Here is a 21,188-nt window from a genome sequence, read left to right as displayed (position 1 = left end):
GAGTTGCACACTCATCATACAAGTTAGCGACGACCCGAGGAACCCCGATGACGCAGACCCTTGTCCCGCCCACCGCGACCCCCACTGCGGGCGACCGCATCCGCAGCGTCACGCTGTCGCACGTCGTGCTCCCGCTGCCCAACCCGGTCAGCGACGCCAAGGTCCTCACGGGCCGGCAGAAGCCGCTCACCGAGACCGTGATGCTCTTCGTCGAGCTCACCACCGAGCAGGGCCTCGAGGGCATGGGGTTCAGCTACTCCAAGCGCGCGGGTGGCAAGGCGCAGTACGCCCACCTCAAGGAGGTCATGGACGTCGCCATCGGCCAGGACCCCAACGACATCGCCAAGATCTACGAGTCCCTCATGTGGGCCGGAGCCTCCGTCGGCCGATCGGGCGTCGCCACGCAGGCGGTCGCCGCGCTCGACGTCGCGCTGTACGACCTCAAGGCCCGCCGCGCGGGCCTGCCGCTCGCCAAGCTGCTCGGTGCGCACCGCGACTCCTGCCGTGTCTACAACACGTCCGGCGGCTTCCTCCAGGCCTCCGTCGAGGAGATCAAGGAGAAGGCGACCGCCTCGCTCGAGTCCGGCATCGGCGGCATCAAGATCAAGGTCGGCCAGCCCGACTGGCGCGAGGACCTGCGCCGCGTCGCCGCGCTCCGCGAGCACCTCGGCGACGGCCCGTTCATGGTCGACGCCAACCAGCAGTGGGACCGTGCCCGCGCCCGCCGGATGTGCCGCGAGCTCGAGCGGTTCGACCTGGTCTGGATCGAGGAGCCCCTCGACGCGTGGGACCACGTCGGGCACGCCGACCTGTCGCAGACCTTCGACACCCCGATCGCCACCGGCGAGATGCTGACGTCCGTGGCCGAGCACATGGGCCTCGTCGACGCCGGCTACCGCGGCATCGTGCAGCCCGACGCGCCGCGGATCGGCGGCATCACGCCGTTCCTCCGGTTCGCCACCCTCGCGGCGCACCACCGCCTCGACCTCGCGCCGCACTACGCGATGGAGATCCACCTCCACCTCGCGGCGACGTACCCCACCGAGCCGTGGGTCGAGCACTTCGAGTGGCTGAACCCGCTGTTCGAGGAGCGCATCGACATCCGCGACGGCCAGATCTTCGTGCCGGACCGTCCGGGCCTCGGCTTCACGCTCACCGAGCGGATGCGGGCGCTCACTGTGGAGACCGCTACCTTCTCGGCATGACCACCCTGTCGGCGGGCGTCGTCGCCGGCCTCAAGGACAAGATCCTGGCCGGTGACCTGGCCCCGGGGGCCAAGCTCCCGTCGGAGTCGGAGCTCATCGAGGAGTACGCCGTCTCGCGCACCGTCGTGCGCGAGGCGGTGACCCGGCTCCGGGCCGAGGGCCTCGTCGAGACCCAGCAGGGACGCGGGTCGTTCGTGCTCGCGGTGCCCGAGTCGTCGTCGTTCCACGTCGAGTCGTCCGCGATCCGCAGCCAGGCCGACGTCCTTGCGATGCTCGACTTCCGCATCGGCGTGGAGAGCGAGGCGGCCGCGCTGGCCGCGCTGCACCACACGGCTCCCGACGCTGCGGCGATCGAGGAGGCGCTGGCCGGGTTCACGCGCGCCGGGCACGAGGGGGCCGTCGAGGCCGACTTCGCCTTCCACCTCGCCGTGGCGCGGGCGACGGGCAACCGCTTCTACGTCGACCTGCTCGGCTCGCTCGGACCGATGATGATCATGCTCCCGCGCACCCGACTCGGCGATGCGTACTCCATGACCGACGCCACCCACGTCGAGCGGGTCCAGCGCGAGCACGACAACGTCGCCGCCGCCGTCCTCGCCGGTGACGTGGAGACCGCCCGTGCCGCCATGCGGCTGCACCTCGGCAACACCCGCCGCCGCGTGACCTGACCGGGCACGTCCTGCCCGTCCTGCACGCCGAGCGGGCACTTCGTGCCCGTCCTGTGTCGCTGACGGGCAGGAAGCGCCCGGTCAGCGGCGGCGGGCCTTCTTGCCGCGGGCGATCTCGGTGCCGAGCGCGTCGAGCTTGCGGTCCCAGAACACCCGGAACTGCTCGACCCAGGCGTCGGCCTCCTGCAGGCCGGACGGGTCGACGGCGTAGAGCCGGCGGGTGCCCTCGGCGCGGACGGTCGCGAAGCCGTTGTCGCGCAGCACCCTGAGGTGCTGGCTCACCGCCGGCTGGCTGATGCCGAACTCGCCGCCGACCCGGGCCGCCACGTCGCCCGCGCTGGTCTCGCCCGCGGCGAGCAGCTCGAGGATACGGCGGCGTACGGGGTCGCCGAGGACGTCGAAGGCGTGCACGGTCAGGCCGGTGGCTCGGCGCCGGTGTAGAACGCGGCCGTCCGGGCGGCCGCCGCGCGGGAGGCGTCCGGGTCGCCGGAGGTGGCGGCGTCGGCCTCGCCCCACCGGGTCGCGGAGCCGGTCATGAAGGCCTGGCCGTCGGCGGACGCGCCCCAGCCCTCGACCTCCTCGTGCGGGATCGTCGTACCGGTCGCGAGGTGCTCGCCCAGGCCCATCAGCCCGAGCTCCCACCCCACGCCGACCGCGCCCGGGCCGTACGTCGCCAGGTGCGGGTTGTCGCGCACGTCGGCCGCGTGGCGGAGCGTCAGCCTGGCGCCCTCGCCGTCCGGCTCGAGGTGCACGTCGACCCACGACGTGTCGCCGCCGAACTCCCACGTGATGGCGAAGTGCTTCGGCTCGTCGCAGGCGATGACCTCGCCGCCGGCGTTGCCCTCGACCTGGAACCGGCCGCCGAGCCGCAGGTCGCCCGAGACCGAGGCAAACCAGCGCGGGATGCGCTCGGGGTCGGTGACGGCCTGCCAGAGGTCGTCGACGTCGGTGGGGTAGGTGCGGGAGGCGACCACGACCTTGACGGGCGTGCCCTCGTGGGTGCTGTCCTCGATGGCGCGGGTCACCGCGCCCAGGTGGTTGGCTACGTCGAACATGCGGACCACTGTTTCAGGTGTCGCTAATATAAGTCAAGTGTTATTGATGGGCTCGTGACAGGCGCCCGGGCGCCTTCCGCGACCCACGACCGGCGAGCGGGCGCTCACCAGCGGGCGGTGTTGACCTCGAAGTCGGGACGGATGGAGCGCATGTAGACGGTGTCCTCGCGCCGGCGCACGCCGCAGGAGAGGTAGAGCTCGTGCAGCTCGCCGAGCCGGTCGTGGTCGAGCGAGACGCCGAGACCCGGACCCGTCGGCACGGCGACGGAGCCGTCGACGAAGGACAGCACGCCGTCGGCGACCACGTCCTGGGTCTTCCAGGGGTAGTGGGTGTCGCAGGCGTAGGTGAGGTTCGGCGTGGCGGCGGCGAGGTGAACCATCGCGGCGAGCGAGACGCCGAGGTGGGAGTTGCTGTGCATCGACAGCCCCATGCCCCAGACCTCGGTGATGCCGCCGAGCATCGCCGACTTCCTGAGCCCGCCCCAGAGGTGGTGGTCGGAGAGCACCACCTGGACGGCGTCCTGCGCGATCGCGGGCGGCAGGTGCTCCATCGCGATGACGCACATGTTGGTGGCGAGCGGCACGTCGGTGCCCGCCGCGACCCGGGCCATCCCCGGGATGCCGGGGGTCGGGTCCTCGAGGTACTCGACCACCCCGGCCAGCCGGGAGGCCACCTCGAGCGAGGTCTCAGGGGTCCACGCGCCGTTGGGGTCGAGCCGGAGCGGCATCGACGGGAACGCGTCGCGCAGCGCCTCGATCGCCTCGCACTCGTCCTCGGGCGGCAGCACCCCGCCCTTGAGCTTGAGCGAGCCGAAGCCCCAGCCGTCGACCATCCGGTGCGCCTGGGCGACGAGCTGGTCGGGGGTGAGCGCCTCGCCCCACGCGTCGTCCGCGAAGCCGGGGTGCCCGGCCCACTTGTAGAACAGGTAGCCGCTGAACGGCACGGACTCGCGGACGGCGCCGCCGAGCAGGTCGCTCACCGGTATGCCGGCCTCGTGGCCCTGCAGGTCGAGGCAGGCGACCTCGAAGGGTGAGTAGACGGTGTCGACGGCGGAGTCGACGTCGAGCATCCCGCCGAACGACGCGCCGCCCCCGCCGGCCTCGCGGCCGAGCACGTCGGTGACGAGCCGGCGCAGGCCGTGCAGGTCGTACGGGTCGTGGCCGGGCAGCGCGGTCGCGACGGCATCGAGCCGGTCGAGGTGCGTCTCGTCGGCGTACGTCTCGCCGAGGCCGAGGAGGCCCGCGTCGGTGTGCAGCTCTACGATCGCCCGCAGGGCGTAGGGCTGGTGGACGCCGACGACGTTGAGCAGCGGCGGGTCCTCGAACGCGACCGGCGTGACGACGACCCGCGAGATGCGGCTGCGGCTCACCCGCGGCTCACCTGGCCGTCTTCACGGCGAGGATCGGCACGTCGAGGTCGAGCAGCAGTCGCTGCGCGTCGCTACCGGTGACGAGCTTGCCGACCGGCGAGCGGCGGCGCATGCCGATGACGACCAGCCGCGCGGACGCGGCCGCGGCGACCTCGGCGAAGGTCTCGACGATGTCGTCGCCGTGGTCGGACTGGTCGACGCGGGCCGTCACGCCGGCCGCGGCGGCCCGGGCGACGAGCTCGTCGGACGCCTTCTCGTCGATGAGCTCGGCGTCCACGGTGCTGCGGCGGCGCGGGCTGTTGAGGATGACGACGTCGTCCCCGCGGGCGGCGGCCTCGGCCAGGCCGGCCTCGAGGGCCGCCTCGCCGACGGGGCTGGGGACGTAGCCGATCACGATCGTCGTCGGGCTGGTCATCGCAGGGAGTCCTCTCGGAGGTGGGTGTCGTCCGGAGTGGCGACACGCCGGTGGCGCACGGCCTGGACGATCGGGAACACGGCGGCGACCAGGAAGAGCGCCAGGATCGTGCCGGAGATGGGGCGGGTGACGAAGCCGGTCGGGTCGCCGTCGAAGATCAGCAGGGCCCGGCGCACGTTGTTCTCGAGGAGGGCCCCGAGGACGAACGCCAGCACCATCGGGCCGGGCTCGAAGCCCACCTTCTTCATCAGGTAGCCCACGACGCCGAAGGCGATCATCACGAAGATGTCGAACGTCGAGTTGTTGATCGTGTAGACGCCCAGGATCGTGATCAGCGCCGTGATCGGCGCCAGGATCGCGGGCCGCACGCGCAGGATGCGCACGAAGATCCCGACCAGCGGCAGGCTGAGGACGAGCAGCAGCACGTTGCCGATGTACATGGAGTTCACGACGCCCCAGAAGAGGTCGGGACGCTCCTCGAGCAGCTGCGGCCCGGGCGTGATCCCGAGGACGAGCAGCGCCGCGAACAGCATCGCCATCGAGGCGTTGGCGGGGATGCCGAGGGTGAGCAGGGGGATGAAGGACGAGGTGGCGGCGGCGTTGTTGGCGCTCTCCGGGGCCGCGACGCCCTCGATGGCGCCACGGCCGAAGCGCTCGGGAGTCTTCGAGACGCGCTTCTCGGTGGCGTACGCCGCGAGCGAGGCCATCACGGCACCCCCGCCGGGAAGGACGCCGAGGAAGAAGCCGATGACCGACCCGCGCCCGATGGCAGGGCTGGCCTGCTTGAGCTCCGCGCGGGAGGGCCAGATGTTGTTGACGGCCGCGGGCACGTGCACCTTGCCGTGGCGCTCCTCCAGGTTGTAGAGGATCTCGGCGACGCCGAAGAGGCCCATGGCGACGACGACGAAGTCCAGTCCGTCGGCGAGCTGCATGCTGTCGAAGCTGAACCGCTGGGCGTTGCTGAAGCTGTCACGTCCCACGGTGGCGAAGAGCAGGCCGACGCAGGCGGCGATCAGGGCCTTGACCGGATGACCGCTGCCGATGGTGGCGATGAGCAGCACGCCGAGGAGGGCCAGCGCGGCGTACTCGGCCGGACCGAAGTCGAGCGCCCACGACGCGACCAGGGGAGCGCTCAGGCTGAGCAGGATGATCGAGAAGGTCGCGCCGACGAAGGAGCCGATGGCGGCGACGCCGAGGGCGGTGCCGGCCTTGCCCTGCTTGGCGAGTGCGAAGCCGTCGAACACGGTGACCACCGACGACGCCTCGCCCGGCAGGCGGAGCAGCACCGAGGTGATCGTGCCGCCGTACTGGGCGCCGTAGTAGATGCCGGCCAGCATGATGACAGCGGCCACCGGGTCGACGGTGACGACGATCGGCAGCAGGATCGCCATGGTGGCGGCCGGGCCGAGCCCGGGCAGCACGCCGATGAGCATGCCGATGAGCACGCCGATGAGGCAGTAGAGAAGGTTCTCGGGCTGGCTGACGACGGCGAAGCCGTCGAGGAATGCGTCCATCGAGGTCGCCTCTCAGAACAGGTGCGGCAGCGGGATGCCGAGGCCGTAGAGGAACAGGGCGTAGAAGGCGGCGACGGTGCCCACGGACACGGCGATGGTGGAGCGCCACGACTCCCCGCCGAGGAACCGCAGCCAGACGATGCTGAGCAGCAGGGCCGGGATCTCGAAGCCGATCACCGGGAGGAGGAGGGCGAACCCGACGAAGGTGACGAGGCCGGCCAGCGGCAGGACGCTCGAGCGGCTGAACTGCTCGCTGTCGGTGAGCTTGCGACCCACCACCAGCAGCACGACCGACAGGACGATGATCACCGTCGAGATGACGAACGGCCACAGGCCCGGGCCGGGTCGCCGCAGCGACCCGAGCCCGTAGCCGTAGGCGAGGACCGCGCCCAGGACGCCGACCGCGAGTGTCACGAGCGCAGCCGCGACCTGGTAGGCAGGGCCGCCCGAGGGCGGGCGCTGCTCCTCCAGCTCGTGGGCCACCTCGGCCTCGAGCTCGGCCAGGATGTCACCCCGGCCGCCGCCGGGGCGGCTGTGCTCGTCACTCATGTCGGCTCCTCGGGTCGTGGTCATGAGGTGGCGTCGGCCGTCACTCGGCCAGGTTGATGTCGTACTGCTCGACCAGGTCGGCGTAGCGCTGCTTGTCGGTCTCCAGTGCCTCGACGACCTCGTCGCCGGGGACCTCCATCGGGGTCAGGCTGTTCGCCTCGTTGAAGGCCTGGTACTCCTCGGTCTCGAAGGTCGCCTGCATGCCCTCCCAGATGGCGTCCTTGACGTCCTGCGGGGTGCCCTTCGGCGTGGTCATGAAGCGGTACTGGTAGACCTCGACGTCGACGCCCTGCTCCGTGGCCGTGGGCACGTCGGGCAGTGCGTCGATGCGCTCGGGAGCGTAGACCGAGAGGGGCGTGAGCTTGCCGCTCTCGATGTTCTCGCGGGCCTCGCCGACCTGCAGGCAGGCGGTGTCCACCTGGTTGCCGAGGAGTGCGGTCAAGGCCGGTGCGCCACCGTCGAAGGGCACGGCCTCGGAGTCGATGCCGGCGGTCGAGTACGTGAGCCCGCAGGAGAGCTGCGAGCCGGTGCCCACGCCGGTGGTGCCGTAGGTGACCTTCTTGCCGGCGCCCTTGAGGTCGTCGATGGTCGCCCAGTCGTTGTCGGCGCTGGTCACCAGGACGTAGTCGTCGCGCGAGACGCCACCGACGACGTCGAAGTCGTCGATCGAGGTCACCTCCTCCTCGGCCACGGCCAGCGGGGTGATCGCGAAGAGGGAGGCGTTCTGGATGGCGATGATGTTGCCGTCGGGCTCGGCCTGCTCGACCTCGGCCGCCGCGAGGGCGCCGTTCGAGCCGGACCGGTTGATCACGGAGAAGGTCTCGCCCAGCTCGTCGGTCAGGCCGGTGGCGATCTGGCGGGAGATGAGGTCGCTCGAGCCGCCGGGGTCGGCACCGACGTACATCTCGACCGCGCCGGAGGGGTACTCGCCCCCGTCGTCGCCGCCAGTGCTGGTGGAGACGCCGCCGCAGGCGGACAGGGCAAGGGCAGTGCCGGCGGCAACGGCCGCCAGGCTGAGGGTCTGCTTGCGCATCGAGGTGCTCCTTGTTCGGTGTGTGACCACCGACACTAGGTTTGCGCGTTGATGCCGGTCCAAGCCCAATTCGGCATGGACTGATCCATCTGGTGCATCGTACCCTCGGCCCGTGATCACCCTCGACCAGGTCCGCTCCTTCGTCGCCGTGGCCGAGGAGCTGCACTTCGGGCGGGCCGCCGAGCGGCTCCAGATGACCCAGCCCCCGCTGTCGCGGCAGATCCAGAAGCTGGAGAAGTCGGTGGGCGCGCGGCTGCTCGAGCGCGACAACCGGCGGGTGGAGCTGACCGGCGCCGGCGTGGCGTTCCTCGACGAGGCGTACCGGCTCCTCAACCTCGTGGAGGGCGCGGGCGACCTCGCCCGGCGGGTCGACGCGGGTGCCGCCGGCGTCGTGCGCCTCGGCTTCACCGCGGTGTCGGCGATCTCGATCCTCGGTCCGCTGCTGCGCCGCCTCACCGCCGAGCTGCCCGACGTGGAGGTCGTGCTGTCGGAGCGGGTCACCAACGCGCAGGTCGACGGCATCCGGCGTGGCGAGCTCGACATCGGCCTGGCCCGACCACCGTTCGACACCTCCCTGCTGCGCTCGCGGGTGGTGCTGCGCGAGCCCTTCATGGCCGTCGTGCCGGCGGCGCACCCGCTCGCCGCCAGCGACCGGCCGCTGACCTCCGACGACTTCGAGGGCGAGACGGTCATCGGCTACAACCCCGACCAGTCGCGCTACTTCCACGAGCTGTCGGTCCGCTTCTTCGCCAACGCCCATCCCCGCATCGACCAGCGGGTGCACCAGGTCCTGACGGCCATGCTCCTCGTCTCCGCCGAGCGGGGCGTGACGCTGGCACCCGCGTCGGCGGCCTCGCTGCACGTCGACGGCGTGGTCTTCAAGGAGCTCGCCCACCACGGCGGTGACACGCGGGTCGACGCCGACCCCGACCGGCCGGTCGAGCTGCACGCCATCTGGTCGCGCGAGGCGGTGACTCCCGTCGTACGACGCGTGCTCGACGTGGTGACCGCCCAGGCCGACTGAGCAGCCCGCGCTGAACGGCGACTCGCCGGTAGTGTCAAGGAAGCCCTGCGCTCCTCAGGTCGGGAGGCTTAGAGTCGGGGGTGCCGCGAGGGCGACGCGACGCAGGGAGTGAGATGCACGACGAACCGGACACGGGACGGCGCCATGCCGAGACTCCGTGGGCGGACGAGCAGACGCGACAGCACCTGCAGGTTCTCGTCGAGGGTGTCGCCACCCTCGCCGGCTTCGCGCAGTCGTCGCTGACGCTGCGCCGCGACGGTCAGTTCGAGGTCGTCGCCGCAGCCGGGGTCGAGGACGGGTTCGTCGGCACGCAGGTGCCCGCCGCGTCGATCGAGAACGAGCTCCGGGACGCCGACGAGTGGGGCGTGTGGCGCTTCGTGCCGCACGACCGGGCGAGCGTGGAGGCGCTCTCCTACAGCCACATCCCGGACGTGACGCCCCTCGAGGGTGAGGACGCGTGGCACCCGCTCGACCTCCTCGCCGCGCCGCTCCACGACGACCAGGGCCGGCTCCGCGGCCTGCTGTCGGTCGACATCCCCGACGACGGCCGGCTGCCGTCGCCGGAGAAGATGAAGGTGCTGACCAAGTACGCCGGTCTCGCGCGGACCCTCGTGCTCCTGGCCCTCGAGCGCGAGGACCTGAGCGAGCAGGTGCGGATGGCGACGGAGGCTCGCGCGATCGTGCGGCAGGCCCTCGGCGAGCCCACGCTGGAGCTGGTGCTGGCGGCGTGCCGGTCCGCTGTCGTGTCGTGCTTCGACGCCGTCGGCATGTGGCTGACGGCGTTCAACCCCGACGGGCTCGGGACCACCACGACGTCGTACGCCGTCGGCGACACCTACGACGCGCCGCCCTTCGCCGAGATCGACGACGTGGTCGTGCGTCTGGCGCGCCGCTACTGGGCCGACCAGTACGTCGCACCCTTCTCCCGCGACAGCCTCGACCAGCCGGGCCTGGCCCGCGACGACGCCGAGCGGCTGCTGGGGTTCCTGGACCGGATCGGCCTCGGCGCGGTGCTCTTCGTCCCGCTCGGCGTCGGCCGCGAGTGCGTGGGCTTCCTGGTCCTGACCCGCGTCTCCGACGCCCGCCGCTGGACCGACATCGAGATCGACGCGGCGCGCGACATCGGCCGCGACCTCGGCCTGGCGGTCGGCAAGGCGCGCCAGCTCGAGCTCGAGCGGGCCGTCGCCGACCGGCTCCGCAAGCTCGACAGCTACCGCGTCGAGGTGGTCAACACGATGGGCCACGAGCTGCGCAACCCGCTCTTCTCGATGAGCGCCAACCTCGAGCTCCTCGACACCTCGGGTCTCGACGACGACGGCCGCCGGTCCGTCGCGGCCGCGACCCGCGGCGCCACCCGGATGCGGGCCGTCATCGACGACATGCTCACCATGGCCCAGGTCTCCGACCCGCACCGCGAGTTCGACCCCATCCCGGTCGACCTGCGGAGGGTCGTCAACGACGTCTGCGACGAGTGCCACGCGGCGGCCACCGCTGGCGGCGTCACCTGCGGGTCCGACCTGCCCGACGAGCCGGCGCTCGTGCCCGGGGAGCCCGAGGAGCTGCACCGCCTGCTCACCAACCTGGTCTCCAACGCCATCAAGTACACCGACCCCGGCGGCCGAGTCACCGTGCGCGTCGCGGCGCAGGGCAGCTCGGTCGTCGCCACCGTCGAGGACACCGGCATCGGGATCTCGCCGCCCGACCAGGAGCAGCTGTTCCGCGAGTTCTTCCGCTCCACCAACCCGGCCGCGCTGTCCCGCCCCGGCACCGGCCTCGGCCTCGCGATCGTCGCCAGGATCGTCGCGCGCCACGGCGGCTCGATCGACATCGACTCCGAGCGCGGGCGCGGCACGACGGCGACCCTGACCCTGCCGGCGCACGTCGAGGGCGTCATCGCGGGCCCAGCCCCAGCGTCATGAAGCTGCTCAGCGGGTCCTCGACGTAGGAGCCGAAGGGCTCGCACGGCGTGAAGCCGGCCCGCGCGTAGAACCGGCGCGCCGGCTCGAAGAACTCCATCGAGCCGGTCTCGAGCGACACCCGTGACACCCCGCGTCGCCGGGCGTCGTCGAGAGCGTGGGCGAGCAGGCTCGTCGCCACTCCGGTGCCCCGCACGCGCGGCTCGGTCCGCATGCTCTTCAGCTCCTCGTGCCCGTCGTCGACCGGCGCCAGCGCGACCGTGCCGAGGATCCCGTCGGCGTCGCCGCCCGCCCGGCCCACCCAGAGCCGTACGCCGCCCCCCTGCAGCGCCGTCAGGTCGAGCGCGTGCCGGCTCTCCGGCGGCGCGGTCGGCTCCATGTCGTCGAGGTGGGCCTGCAGGAACGCCGCCAGCCGCGGGTCCCTGAAGTCGGCGCGGGTGATGTGCACGGCGTCAGTGTGGCGGGCTCGTGTTTCGGCGCGGTGACGTCTGGACCGGCACCGCCCGCCTCGGGCGCTGGCATCGAGGGTGTGCCAGCGTGTGTCCATGACTCGCACACTGGACGTCGACTACCTCGTGGTGGGAGCCGGCGCGATGGGGATGGGCTTCGCCGACGCCCTGGTCGACCACTCCGACGCCCGCGTCGCGATCGTCGACCGCCGCCACGGAGCGGGCGGCCACTGGCTCGAGGACTACCCGTTCGTCCGGCTGCACCAGTCCTCGACGTTCTACGGGGTCGCCTCGACCCAGCTCGGCGGGCAGGTCCAGGAGCAGGGGCCCGAGGCGGGTCTGCACGTGCGCGCCTCGCAGCCCGAGATCGTGGACTACTACGCCCGCGTCGTCGAGCGGCTGCGACGCACGGGCCGGGTCGAGGTGCTCACCGGGTGCGACGTCGTCGGTGACCGCACCGTCGTCTCGCGGATCTCCGGGCGGACGTGGGAGGTGCCGGCGTCGTGCCGCGTCGTCAACGCCCACTACCTCGCGCCGAGCATCCCGGCCGAGTCGTCGGCCCCGTTCTCGGTCGCGGACGACGCGCGCGCGGTCACCGTCAACGACGTGGTCCGGCTCGAGGAGGCCCCGAGCCAGTACGTCGTCGTCGGCTCGGGCAAGACCGCCACCGACGCCTGCGTGTGGCTGCTCGGCCAGGGCGTCGACCCCGACGCGATCTGCTGGGTGCGGCCCCGGGACCCGTGGATGCTCAACCGGGCGCTGATCCAGCCCGACCCGGCGGTCTTCCTCGGGGTGCCCGCGACGACGTTCGAGGAGGCGACGGCCTCGTCGTCGCTCGACGACCTGTTCCTCCGGCTCGAGGACGCCGGGGTGATGCTGCGGATCGACCCGTCGGTCACCCCCACCATGGCGAAGGCCCCCACGCTCGGCGTGTGGGAGCTCGAGCTGCTGCGGTCCATCGGCAACGTCGTACGCCACGGGCACCTGCGCAACGTGGAGCGCGGTCGCCTCGAGCTCGAGGACGGCACCACCGTGCGGGTCGCGGACGACGCCGTCGTCGTGCACTGCGCCGCCGACGGCCTGAAGAACCCGCCGCTCGTGCCCGTCTGGCGCCCGGAGGACATCACGGTCCAACCGGTGCGCGCCGGGTTCCCGTGCTTCGCCGCCGCCGCGATCGGCTACGTCGAGGCGACGCGACGTGACGACGCGGAGAAGAACCGCCTGTGCCCGCCGTCGCGCTTCGGCAACTCGCTGCCGCAGTGGGCGGACATGAACGTCCGCGGCACCCGGGCCTCGATGGCCCTCGGCGCCGAGCCCGACATCGCGGCATGGGCCAACACCCTGGCGATCAACCCGGCCCGCATCCCGGCCGACCACCCCGGCTCCGGCGAGCTCGACCAGGTCCGCGAGCGGCTCGCGGCGGCCACGGCGCCCGGGCTCGAGGCCCTGACCCGGTTGATGACGACCGGCTGATCGCCAGACCGCGCGCCGGTCGGTCGGGGCGGTCGCGCAGCGACCGCCAGGAGAGCCCGATCGTGGAGGATCCGGGTCACCAGGTGGCTCGGATCCTCCACGACGTCAGGTGGAAGACGCGGTCAGTCGGCGGGCAGGTAGACCCGCTGCGGGATGGTGTCGTAGACCGACGCGTCGAGCGTGTCGATCGAGCCGTCGGCGACGGCGTCGACCAGGCCACCGAGGCCGATCTCGATCTGCTTGCGCAGCATGCCGTTGCGCTTCATGCCGTCGTACTGGGTCTGGCTCGACGTCTCGAAGAGCACGACCGCGCTGCCGCGCAGGGCGAACGAGCCGAGCGCGGTGCCCGGCAGGTTGGTGTCCTGCGGGTAGAGCGTGAGGTCGCCGTAGCCCGACTCACCGTGGCCCTGGAGCGCCTCGTAGACGGCCACGTTGGCGCGCTTGGATGCCTCCATGTCGAACTTCGGCCAGGTGCCGAACTCGGCCGGGTCGTCGATGAACTTCGCCGAGATCGACAGCGGCGACATGCTCTCCAGGTCCTCGGTGGCGTAGCAGGACCACTGGTTGTGCAGGTCGATGAAGTAGTCGACGGTGCCGAACTCGGCCTCCAGTCCCCGGTAGACGTCGCGGACCGTCTGGGACTCCGGCGTGATGTACCAGCCGGTGTCGGCGCTGTTGCCCGGGAAGTCGGCCGGCTGCGGGACGTAGTCGAGGTCGGGGTTGAAGTCGCGGTTGACGTCGAAGCCGCCGACGCGCGCGTTGTAGTTCCACGCCGGCGCGACGCCGGCGAGCTGCGGGAAGGCGGCGACGACGTCGGCCCAGGTCATCTCGTTCTGGCGGGTGTCGCGCTCGCCGCCGTCGACGTTGAGCCGGGGGATCGCGACGATGGTGACCTCCTCGCGGAGCGCCACCGCATCGGGCGTCGAGCCGCCCCAGCGGCGGAGCAGGTCGAGCAACGCCTCGGTGCCGTGGTTCTCGTTGCCGTGGATCTGCGACTCGACGAAGACGACCGTGTCGCCCTCGCCGACGCGAGCGGTGTAGATCTCGCGGCCCTGGTTGCTCTCGCCCACGACCTCGACGTCGACGACGCCCTTGGTGGTGCGCTCGATGCCCTCGAGGGTCCGGGAGAGCTGGGCGTGGTTGACGAATCCGTTGTTGCCCGAGCCCGAGGCCTCGGTGCCGCAGTGCGACTGGGTGGGGATGGCGTTCGCCGGTGACGAGGTGGTGGCGGCGACGATCCCGAGAGGAAGGGCCAGTCCGGTGAGGACGGCCGTCCAACGTCGTGCAGACATGCGTTCTCCAGTTTCAGTTGCGCCCGGCGAGCCGAGCGATCGACAGGGTGCACGCACCGTATGCCGAGGCTCCGACACGACGCCAGACACCTTCGGCTCACTCCGTAGGGGGGATTGCCTCGACCGCCCCTGTCGGGGTAGCGCCGTGGCGGAGTCAGGGTCGCGGGTTGGTCCGCTTCCACGGCTTGCTGTCCCGCTTCTCTCCCATCCCGGCGGCGCACCGGCGGCAGACCTCGCGCACCTCGTCGGCGTCACGGCCCGTGGCCGGCTGGGCGTCGACCCACTGCACGTGCGGGAACCGGTGCAACCGTGCCTTGCTCAGCGGGACGCCGCAGAGCGTCTGGTTGGTGCCGCGCAGCCACGCGTGGACGAGGCCGGCCGGCGCGCGGAAGCCGTCGGGATCGGTCCAGCGGTCGGTCGCGGCGACCGCGGCGTCCTTCGGGGGCATGAGGGATCGGTGCCCCGCATCGACCGTCCCATGCCGGGTACCGCCTGGGCGGACCACGCACCTGCGACGAAGGACGACGATGAGCGACGACGGACAGGCCGACCAGACCAGGCAGGACCCGACCGAGCTGCACGACCAGCCGGACACCGAGGGTGAGCAGCTGCCGAAGCCCGGCGACGAGGACTCGGTGACCGGCGAGATGGGCGAGAAGCCCGACCACGGCGAGGAGACGTACGTCGGCCACGACCGGCTGCTCGACCAGGTCGCGGTGATCACCGGTGGCGACTCCGGCATCGGCCGCGCGGTTGCGCTCGCCTTCGCTCGCGAGGGCGCCGACGTGGTGATCGCGTACCTCGCCGGCGAGGACGACGACGCGCGCGAGACCGCCCGCCTGGTCGAGGAAGCAGGCCGCCGGGTCGTGCTGGTGCCGACCGACCTCGTCGAGGAGTCGGCCTGCCAGGCGCTGGTCGACACGGCCGTCGACGAGCTCGGCCGCATCGACATCCTCGTGAACAACGCCGCCTACCAGATGGCGCAGCCCGGTGGGATCGCCGACATCACGACCGAGCAGCTCGACCGGGTGATGCGGACCAACGTCTACGCCATGTTCTGGCTCTGCAGGATGGCGCTGCCCCACATGAAGTCGGGCGCGACGATCATCAACACCTCGTCGGTGCAGTCGTCGTCCCCCTCCCCGGAGCTGCTCGACTACGCCACCACCAAGGCGGCGATCGTGAACTTCACCCGCGGCCTCGCCCAGTCGGTCGCCGACCAGGGCATCCGCGTCAACGCCGTCGCTCCCGGACCCATCTGGACGCCGCTCATCCCGGCCACCATGCCGGAGGAGAAGGTCGAGTCGTTCGGCGAGGACACGCCGCTGGGTCGCGCGGGACAGCCGGCGGAGGTGGCCACGGCGTACGTCTTCCTCGCCTCGCCCGAGTCGAGCTACATCACCGGCGAGGTCATCGCCGTGACCGGGGGCAAGCCTGTCACCATGTAGCGGCGCTCGTCAGTCCCAGAACCACATGAGGAGCTCGTTCGCCAGCGGCGTGGCCAGCCAGGCGATCGACGCGATGCCGACCGCGGCTGCGGCCGCGTAGAGGACGACCTCCCGGACGGTCAGCGTCCGCCACCAGGCCCACACCATGAACGACGACCACATCGCCACCCCACCCGAGACGAACGGCGCCGTCGGCACCCCGACGACGGTGACGAACGCGACCACCCCGCCGAGCGCGGTGTCGTAGGGCCACATCGTGCCGAGGTCGTAGGCGTAGATCGACTGGTCGGCCGGCCGCAGGTGGACGTCGTTGGCGTAGTAGGGCAGCACCAGCCCGATGACGTACGGCACGGCGGCGAGGAGGGCGATCAGGAGGGCGAGCCCCGGACGGCGGCGGTCGACGCGGATCGCCGCGTGTGCTTCCGAGGGCATGACCGCCATGCCTGCAGTCTGCGCCTCCGGCCCGCCCGGTCCATCGCCCCGATCGGGGATGTCCAGGGCTACCCGACCCTCGCGTAGCCCTCGCGGTACGACGGGTACGTCGGCGCCCAGCCCGCCGACCGCAGGCGCGCGTTGGAGAGGCGCTTGCCGTGCCCGTGTCCCGGGTCGGCCGGCGGGGGAGCGGGTGCGCCGAGTCGCTCGGCGAGGAAGGCAGCGACGTCCCCGAGCTGGACCGGCTCGTCGTCGGTGCCGAGGTAGAGCCGCTCGGGCGCGGCGTCCATGGTCAGCAGGTGCACGACGGCCGCGGCGGCGTCGGCGCGGTGGATGCGGTTGGTCCAGCGGTGCGGGTCGTCGATCCGGCCCTCGCGGACCTGGTCGAGCAGCCGCGTGCTGCTGCCGCCGTACAACCCGGACAGCCGCAGGACGCTGCCGTGCGGGACGCGCTCGTGGAAGGCCTCCTCGGCGGTGACGAGCATCCGTCCCGGGCCGTCGCCGGGGGCCGGGGGAGTCGTCTCGTCCTCGAGCTCCGGGAGGTCGCGGCTGCCGTGCACGGCTGTCGACGAGACGAGGACGGCCCGCTCGGGCGGCTCGGCCAGCGCGTCGAGCGCCCGCGCCATCCCGTCGACGTACGTCGTCCGGTAGGACTCCTCGGTCCGCGGCCGGGCGGTCAGCGCGACGACGACGAGGCGCGGGCGTACGTCGGACAGGTCGGGCGCCTCGCGCGTCAGGTCGACCGAGCGACCGACGAGCGGCGCGGGCACCAGCGAGGCGTTGCGCCGCAGGGCGAGCACGCCGTGGCCGAGGTCGGCCAGGCGCAGGCCCACCGCGGCGCCGAGGTCGCCGGCGCCGACGAGGAGGACGTCCGGGGTCACAGGCGCACCGTACGGCAGGACCGGAGGGCTGCGCGCGGGCCGGTCGGCGTGGCACCGTGGGCCCATGAAGCGCCCCCCGCCGCCGCTCCTCGCGCTCGCTGCCGCGCTCGCCCAGCGCGGCCTGTCCCGTGGGGCGCCACCCTCGTCCGGGTCCCGTCAGGCGGCCGCGGCCCTCACGGCGGCGACGTCGATCGCGCTGGCCGGCGGAGCGGCGAGCCGGTTCCGGGCACAGCACACGACCGTCGAGCCGTTCGACCCCTCCAAGGCGTCGTCGCTGGTCGTGACGGGACCCAACTCGCGCACCCGCAACCCGATGTACGTCGGGATGGCCGGCCTGCTCGCCGCCCATGCGCTCCTGAGGGGCTCCTGGCCCGGCGTCCTGCCGGTCGCCGTCTTCGTGGCGGTGATCGACCGCTTCCAGATCGCGGCCGAGGAACGAGCGCTCGTCGATCGCTTCGGCGACGACTACGCCGCCTACCGCGCGAACGTCCCGCGCTGGCTCGGCCTCCGGTCCATCGTCGGATAGATACCCCGAAGGCATCACGGGATTCAGAAACGGGCTTGGACAGGCATCGTCACGTCTTCCTAGGTTGGTGAGCACCGCCACATCCGTGGAGCACCAGACCCACGGCCGACCGAAGGACGAAGCGTGACGAAGTACAGCCCGACCGAGCTCGTCGAGACCCTGGGCAGCGGCCTGCTGTCGTTCCCGGTCACCCACTTCGACGCCGATCTCCAGTTCGACGAGCCCGCCTACCGCGCGCACCTCGAGTGGCTCAGCGGCTACGACGTCGCCGGCCTGTTCGCCGCCGGTGGCACCGGTGAGGGCTTCTCCCTGAACGCCGAGGAGACCGACCGCGTGGTGCGCGCCGCCATCGCCGGCGCCGGCGGCAAGGTGCCGGTGCTCGCCCCCGCGACCGGCTCGACCGTCAACGCCGTCGCGCACGTCAAGGCGGCGAAGGAGGCGGGCGCCGACGGCATCCTCCTGATGCCGCCCTACCTGACCGAGGCCGGACAGCGCGGCCTTGTCGAGCACATCAGCGCCGTCTGCGCTGCCACCGACCTCGGTGTCATCTACTACTCCCGCGCGAACGCCGTGCTCGGCACCGACGCCCTCGAGCAGGCGTGCGCCCGCAACGAGAACCTCGTCGGCTTCAAGGACGGCGTCGGCTCCATCGAGCAGATGACCCGCACGTACGCCCAGCTCGGCGACCGTCTCGTCTACGTCGGCGGCCTGCCCACCGCGGAGATGTTCGCCCTGCCGCTGCTCCAGCTCGGCGTGACCACCTACAGCTCGGCGATCTTCAACTTCGTGCCCCAGTTCGCGCTCGACTTCTACGCCGCGGTGCGCCGCCAGGACCAGGTCGCGGTCTACGCGATGCTCAACGACTTCGTCATCCCGTACACCAAGATCCGCGACCGCGAGTCCGGCTACGCGGTGTCGATCGTCAAGGCCGGCCTCGCCGCTGTCGGCCGCCCGGCCGGGCCGGTGCGCCCGCCGCTGTCCGACCTGCTCGACGCCGAGCGCGATGAGCTCCAGACCCTCGTGGACAAGGTGTCAGGCTCGAAGGCCTGAGCCCGACCGTCCGCACGCGCACCACAGCAACGAGAGGAACCCATGTCCGACCTCGCCACCTCGATCACTGCCACCTCAATTCTGGCGGGCACCGACTCCGAGCAGCCCGACGTCGCCGCCGCCACCAAGGCCGCCGCCGAGGCCTTCGCCGCCTACCGCGCCACCACCCCCGAGGAGCGGAGCGCCTTCCTGGAGGCGGTCGCGGCCGAGATCGAGGCCGACAAGGACGCGATCATCCGGGAGGCGGTCCGCGAGAGCGGGCTGCCCGAGGGGCGGATCACCGGCGAGGTCGGCCGGACCACCGGTCAGCTGCGGATGTTCGCCGGCGTCGTCGGCCAGGGCGACCACCTCGGCGTGCGCATCGACCCGGCGCTGCCGGACCGTACGCCCCTCCCGCGCGCCGACATCCGTCAGCGAATGGTCCCGCTCGGCCCGGTCGCGGTCTTCGGGGCCAGCAACTTCCCGTTGGCCTTCTCCACCGCGGGCGGCGACACCGCCTCGGCGCTTGCTGCCGGCTGCCCCGTCGTCGTGAAGGGCCACCCCGCCCACCCGGTCACCGGCACCCTCGTCGCCCGCGCGATCAGCCGCGCCGTCGAGAAGTCCGGCCTGCCCGCCGGCACGTTCTCCTTCGTCCTCGGTGGGATCGAGACCGGCCAGGAGCTGGTGGCCGACCCGCGCATCGCCGCGGTCGGCTTCACCGGCTCGCGTGGCGGGGGCCTCGCCCTCGTCCGCGCTGCCGCAGAGCGCGAGGTCCCGATCCCGGTCTACGCCGAGATGTCGTCGATCAACCCCGTCGTCGTGCTGCCCGGCGCGCTCGAGGGTGACGTCGCCGCGCTCGCCCAGGCGTACGTCGGCAGCCTGACGCTCGGCTCCGGCCAGTTCTGCACCAACCCGGGCCTGCTCTTCCTGCCGTCCGGCGAGCGGGGCGACGCGTTCCTGCGCGCGGCCGGTGAGGCCGTCAGCGGCGCCGCGGGTCAGCAGATGCTCACGCCCGCCATCGCCGACGCGTACGCCAGCGGCACCGCCAGCCTGCGCGGCACCGAGGGCATCCGCGTCGTCGGCGAGGGCTCCGCAGCCGGCGAGCACGCTCCCGCACCGGTGGTCTACGAGGCACCCGCCGAGCTGCTCGCGATCGACGACAGCACCGTGACCGACGAGGTGTTCGGCGCCGCCGGCGTCGTGGTGCGGTACGACGACGTGGCCGCCCTGCTGCCGCGGCTCGAGGCCCTCGAGGGCCAGCTCACCGCCACCGTCCACGCGACCGACAGCGACGTCGAGGACGCGTCCGCGCTCCTGCCGGTCCTCGAGCTCAAGGCCGGCCGGGTCCTCTTCAACGGCTGGCCGACGGGTGTCGAGGTCGGCCACGCGATGGTCCACGGCGGTCCCTACCCGGCGACGTCAGACTCGCGCAGCACCAGCGTCGGCAGCCTCGCCATCGAGCGCTTCCAGCGTCCGGTCGCCTACCAGGACGTGCCGGCAGCGCTGCTCCCCGCCGCCGTCCGTGACGACAACCCCTGGGGCCTGCGCCGCCGCCTCGACGGAGAGCTCGAGTGAGCGCTGGAGTGAACGCCACGATCGCCAGGGTCGACGTCGTCCCGGTCGCCGGGCACGACTCGATGCTGCTCAACCTCAGCGGCGCCCACGGCCCGTTCTTCACCCGCAACATCGCGATCGTCACCGACTCCGAGGGACGCGAGGGCCTCGGCGAGGTGCCCGGCGGCGAGGCGATCCGGCAGACGATCACCGACGCGGCCGAGATCCTCGTCGGCCAGCCGGTCGCGACGTTCCGCACCCTGCTGCGTCGAGTCGCTGCGGCGTACGCCGACCGCGACGCCGGTGGACGTGGTCTGCAGACCTTCGACCTCCGCACCACGATCCACGCGGTGACGGCGCTCGAGTCGGCGCTGCTCGACCTGTCCGGTCAGGCGCTCGGCGTGCCCGTCGCCGAGCTGCTCGGCGAGGGCCAGCAGCGGAGGAGCGTGCCGATGCTCGGCTACCTGTTCTACGTCGGCGACCCCGACCGCACCGACCTGCCCTACCTCCGCGAACAAGGCGGCGCCGACGACTGGGAGAAGGTCCGGCGCGAGGAGGCGATGACCCCGGAGGCGGTCGTCCGCCTGGCCGAGGCCGCGCAGGCCCGATACGGCTTCGCCGACTTCAAGCTCAAGGGCGGCGTGCTGCCGGGCGAGGAGGAGGTCGCGGCCGTCACCGCGCTGCACGAGCGCTTCCCGGACGCGCGGATCACCCTCGACCCCAACGGCGGCTGGCTGCTCGAGGACGCGGTCCGCCTGCTGGCCGGGAAGGACGACGTCCTCGCCTACGCCGAGGACCCGTGCGGTGCCGAGGGCGGCTACTCCGGACGCGAGGTGATGGCGCAGTTCAAGCGCCGCACCGGACTGCGCACGGCCACCAACATGGTCGCCACCGACTGGCGCCAGATGGCCGACGCGGTGCGCACCAACGCCGTCGACATCCCGCTCGCCGACCCGCACTTCTGGACGATGGCGGGCTCCGTCCGGGTCGCCCAGCTCTGCCACGACTTCGGCCTGACGTGGGGCTCGCACTCCAACAACCACTTCGACGTCTCGCTGGCGATGTTCACCCAGGTCGGCGCGGCCGCCCCGGGCGAGATCACCGCGCTCGACACGCACTGGATCTGGCAGGACGGCCAGGGCCTGACGCGGGAGCCGCTGCAGATCCGCGGCGGCGCCATCGAGGTCCCCGACACCCCGGGCCTCGGCGTCGAGCTCGACCGCGACCGGCTGGCGCAGGCGCACGAGCTCTACCTCGAGCACGGGCTCGGTGCCCGCGACGACGCGGTCGCCATGCAGTACCTCGTCGACGACTGGACGTTCGACCCCAAGCGCCCCTGCCTCGTCCGATGACGG

Annotated in this window: 22 protein-coding genes; 10 read left to right on the top strand and 12 right to left on the bottom strand. The window is 72.2% G+C overall.

The annotated features are described in order from the left end of the window. Nucleotides 1-47: 47 nt before the first annotated feature. Nucleotides 48-1,205, top strand: coding sequence for a mandelate racemase/muconate lactonizing enzyme family protein (locus ACFQW6_RS11590; protein ID WP_378544861.1), 1,158 nt, complete (start codon nt 48-50; stop codon nt 1,203-1,205). Then, complete coding sequence (locus ACFQW6_RS11585) at nt 1,202-1,873, top strand: FadR/GntR family transcriptional regulator (protein WP_378544858.1); 672 nt, start codon at nt 1,202-1,204, stop codon at nt 1,871-1,873. Before ACFQW6_RS11590 ends, ACFQW6_RS11585 begins: the two co-directional genes overlap by 4 nt. Before the next feature lie 81 nt (nt 1,874-1,954). Here ACFQW6_RS11585 and ACFQW6_RS11580 read toward each other — a convergent pair whose 3' ends face one another. The 7 genes from ACFQW6_RS11580 to ACFQW6_RS11550 form a co-directional block, all read right to left on the bottom strand. Then, complete coding sequence (locus tag ACFQW6_RS11580; RefSeq protein WP_378544855.1) at nt 1,955-2,284, bottom strand: ArsR/SmtB family transcription factor; 330 nt, start codon at nt 2,282-2,284, stop codon at nt 1,955-1,957. Nucleotides 2,285-2,286: 2 nt separating this feature from the next. Then, nucleotides 2,287-2,928, bottom strand: a complete 642-nt coding sequence (locus ACFQW6_RS11575) for an SRPBCC family protein (protein WP_378544852.1) — start codon at nt 2,926-2,928, stop codon at nt 2,287-2,289. 104 nt (nt 2,929-3,032) lie between these two features. Then, a complete protein-coding gene (locus ACFQW6_RS11570) occupies nt 3,033-4,298 on the bottom strand; it encodes a glucarate dehydratase family protein (RefSeq protein WP_378544849.1) in 1,266 nt (421 codons plus the stop codon). A 7-nt stretch (nt 4,299-4,305) separates the two neighbouring features. Continuing rightward, entirely contained in the window at nt 4,306-4,713 is a 408-nt protein-coding gene (locus tag ACFQW6_RS11565; RefSeq protein ID WP_378544846.1) for a universal stress protein, read from the bottom strand. Continuing rightward, nucleotides 4,710-6,227 carry a tripartite tricarboxylate transporter permease gene (locus ACFQW6_RS11560; RefSeq protein WP_378544843.1) on the bottom strand — a complete coding sequence of 506 codons (1,518 nt, stop codon included), beginning with the start codon at nt 6,225-6,227 and terminating at the stop codon, nt 4,710-4,712. The genes ACFQW6_RS11565 and ACFQW6_RS11560 overlap by 4 nt, the downstream gene beginning before the upstream one ends. A gap of 12 nt (nt 6,228-6,239) precedes the next feature. Further along, nucleotides 6,240-6,776, bottom strand: a complete 537-nt coding sequence (locus tag ACFQW6_RS11555; RefSeq protein WP_378544841.1) for a tripartite tricarboxylate transporter TctB family protein — start codon at nt 6,774-6,776, stop codon at nt 6,240-6,242. A gap of 40 nt (nt 6,777-6,816) precedes the next feature. After that, on the bottom strand, nt 6,817-7,809 hold the full coding sequence (locus tag ACFQW6_RS11550; RefSeq protein WP_378544838.1) for a Bug family tripartite tricarboxylate transporter substrate binding protein: 993 nt from the start codon (nt 7,807-7,809) through the stop codon (nt 6,817-6,819). A 112-nt stretch (nt 7,810-7,921) separates the two neighbouring features. Between ACFQW6_RS11550 and ACFQW6_RS11545 the strand changes: the two genes are divergently transcribed. Both ACFQW6_RS11545 and ACFQW6_RS11540 read left to right on the top strand, forming a co-directional pair. After that, a complete protein-coding gene (locus ACFQW6_RS11545) occupies nt 7,922-8,833 on the top strand; it encodes a LysR substrate-binding domain-containing protein (protein ID WP_378544835.1) in 912 nt (303 codons plus the stop codon). Between the two features lie 113 nt (nt 8,834-8,946). Beyond that, nucleotides 8,947-10,752, top strand: coding sequence for a sensor histidine kinase (locus ACFQW6_RS11540; RefSeq protein ID WP_378544832.1), 1,806 nt, complete (start codon nt 8,947-8,949; stop codon nt 10,750-10,752). Here the strand turns inward: ACFQW6_RS11540 and ACFQW6_RS11535 are convergent. Further along, nucleotides 10,724-11,197 carry a GNAT family N-acetyltransferase gene (locus ACFQW6_RS11535; protein ID WP_378544829.1) on the bottom strand — a complete coding sequence of 158 codons (474 nt, stop codon included), beginning with the start codon at nt 11,195-11,197 and terminating at the stop codon, nt 10,724-10,726. The genes ACFQW6_RS11540 and ACFQW6_RS11535 overlap by 29 nt on opposite strands. Before the next feature lie 97 nt (nt 11,198-11,294). Between ACFQW6_RS11535 and ACFQW6_RS11530 the strand changes: the two genes are divergently transcribed. Further along, nucleotides 11,295-12,671 (top strand): NAD(P)-binding protein, encoded by a 1,377-nt coding sequence (locus ACFQW6_RS11530; protein WP_378544826.1) that lies wholly within the window; start codon nt 11,295-11,297, stop codon nt 12,669-12,671. Between the two features lie 122 nt (nt 12,672-12,793). On the opposite strand, the gene ACFQW6_RS11525 is transcribed toward ACFQW6_RS11530, so the two are convergent. Together ACFQW6_RS11525 and ACFQW6_RS11520 are read right to left on the bottom strand one after the other, a co-directional pair. Next, nucleotides 12,794-13,963: a M14 family zinc carboxypeptidase gene (locus ACFQW6_RS11525; RefSeq protein ID WP_378544823.1), complete on the bottom strand. Its 1,170-nt coding sequence runs from the start codon at nt 13,961-13,963 to the stop codon at nt 12,794-12,796. 154 nt (nt 13,964-14,117) lie between these two features. Then, entirely contained in the window at nt 14,118-14,411 is a 294-nt protein-coding gene (locus tag ACFQW6_RS11520) for a hypothetical protein (RefSeq protein WP_378544820.1), read from the bottom strand. Nucleotides 14,412-14,490: 79 nt separating this feature from the next. On the opposite strand from ACFQW6_RS11520, the gene ACFQW6_RS11515 reads away from it, so the two are divergent. Next, entirely contained in the window at nt 14,491-15,411 is a 921-nt protein-coding gene (locus tag ACFQW6_RS11515) for an SDR family oxidoreductase (RefSeq protein ID WP_378544817.1), read from the top strand. Between the two features lie 9 nt (nt 15,412-15,420). On the opposite strand, the gene ACFQW6_RS11510 is transcribed toward ACFQW6_RS11515, so the two are convergent. Both ACFQW6_RS11510 and ACFQW6_RS11505 read right to left on the bottom strand, forming a co-directional pair. Next, nucleotides 15,421-15,852, bottom strand: a complete 432-nt coding sequence (locus ACFQW6_RS11510) for a hypothetical protein (RefSeq protein ID WP_378544814.1) — start codon at nt 15,850-15,852, stop codon at nt 15,421-15,423. Nucleotides 15,853-15,911: 59 nt separating this feature from the next. Beyond that, nucleotides 15,912-16,724: a hypothetical protein gene (locus ACFQW6_RS11505; protein WP_378544811.1), complete on the bottom strand. Its 813-nt coding sequence runs from the start codon at nt 16,722-16,724 to the stop codon at nt 15,912-15,914. Nucleotides 16,725-16,788: 64 nt separating this feature from the next. Here ACFQW6_RS11505 and ACFQW6_RS11500 point away from each other — a divergent pair, with 64 nt between their 5' ends. The 4 genes from ACFQW6_RS11500 (at nt 16,789) to ACFQW6_RS11485 (ending at nt 21,185) form a co-directional block, all read left to right on the top strand. After that, a complete protein-coding gene (locus ACFQW6_RS11500; protein ID WP_378544808.1) occupies nt 16,789-17,250 on the top strand; it encodes a methyltransferase family protein in 462 nt (153 codons plus the stop codon). Nucleotides 17,251-17,373: 123 nt separating this feature from the next. Then, complete coding sequence (gene kdgD / locus ACFQW6_RS11495) at nt 17,374-18,300, top strand: 5-dehydro-4-deoxyglucarate dehydratase (RefSeq protein ID WP_378544805.1); 927 nt, start codon at nt 17,374-17,376, stop codon at nt 18,298-18,300. Between the two features lie 42 nt (nt 18,301-18,342). Continuing rightward, nucleotides 18,343-19,854: an aldehyde dehydrogenase (NADP(+)) gene (locus ACFQW6_RS11490; RefSeq protein WP_378544802.1), complete on the top strand. Its 1,512-nt coding sequence runs from the start codon at nt 18,343-18,345 to the stop codon at nt 19,852-19,854. Then, nucleotides 19,851-21,185, top strand: coding sequence for an enolase C-terminal domain-like protein (locus tag ACFQW6_RS11485; RefSeq protein WP_378544799.1), 1,335 nt, complete (start codon nt 19,851-19,853; stop codon nt 21,183-21,185). The genes ACFQW6_RS11490 and ACFQW6_RS11485 overlap by 4 nt, the downstream gene beginning before the upstream one ends. Nucleotides 21,186-21,188: the final 3 nt, after the last annotated feature.

The organism is Nocardioides sp. GCM10028917 (assembly GCF_042666175.1).
In the GTDB taxonomy this organism is placed as follows: domain Bacteria; phylum Actinomycetota; class Actinomycetes; order Propionibacteriales; family Nocardioidaceae; genus Nocardioides.
The sequence above is the reverse complement of the archived record's forward strand: the minus strand, read 5'-3'. Positions and strand labels throughout refer to the sequence as shown.

Coding starts and splice junctions, on each gene's coding strand:
- ACFQW6_RS11590 (WP_378544861.1), top strand. CDS start 48: ATGACGCAGACCCTTGTCCCGCCCACCGCGACCCCCACTGCGGGCGAC.
- ACFQW6_RS11585 (WP_378544858.1), top strand. CDS start 1,202: ATGACCACCCTGTCGGCGGGCGTCGTCGCCGGCCTCAAGGACAAGATC.
- ACFQW6_RS11575 (WP_378544852.1), bottom strand. CDS start 2,928: ATGTTCGACGTAGCCAACCACCTGGGCGCGGTGACCCGCGCCATCGAG.
- ACFQW6_RS11565 (WP_378544846.1), bottom strand. CDS start 4,713: ATGACCAGCCCGACGACGATCGTGATCGGCTACGTCCCCAGCCCCGTC.
- ACFQW6_RS11560 (WP_378544843.1), bottom strand. CDS start 6,227: ATGGACGCATTCCTCGACGGCTTCGCCGTCGTCAGCCAGCCCGAGAAC.
- ACFQW6_RS11555 (WP_378544841.1), bottom strand. CDS start 6,776: ATGAGTGACGAGCACAGCCGCCCCGGCGGCGGCCGGGGTGACATCCTG.
- ACFQW6_RS11550 (WP_378544838.1), bottom strand. CDS start 7,809: ATGCGCAAGCAGACCCTCAGCCTGGCGGCCGTTGCCGCCGGCACTGCC.
- ACFQW6_RS11540 (WP_378544832.1), top strand. CDS start 8,947: ATGCACGACGAACCGGACACGGGACGGCGCCATGCCGAGACTCCGTGG.
- ACFQW6_RS11530 (WP_378544826.1), top strand. CDS start 11,295: ATGACTCGCACACTGGACGTCGACTACCTCGTGGTGGGAGCCGGCGCG.
- ACFQW6_RS11525 (WP_378544823.1), bottom strand. CDS start 13,963: ATGTCTGCACGACGTTGGACGGCCGTCCTCACCGGACTGGCCCTTCCT.
- ACFQW6_RS11520 (WP_378544820.1), bottom strand. CDS start 14,411: ATGCCCCCGAAGGACGCCGCGGTCGCCGCGACCGACCGCTGGACCGAT.
- ACFQW6_RS11515 (WP_378544817.1), top strand. CDS start 14,491: ATGAGCGACGACGGACAGGCCGACCAGACCAGGCAGGACCCGACCGAG.
- ACFQW6_RS11510 (WP_378544814.1), bottom strand. CDS start 15,852: ATGGCGGTCATGCCCTCGGAAGCACACGCGGCGATCCGCGTCGACCGC.
- ACFQW6_RS11500 (WP_378544808.1), top strand. CDS start 16,789: ATGAAGCGCCCCCCGCCGCCGCTCCTCGCGCTCGCTGCCGCGCTCGCC.
- ACFQW6_RS11490 (WP_378544802.1), top strand. CDS start 18,343: ATGTCCGACCTCGCCACCTCGATCACTGCCACCTCAATTCTGGCGGGC.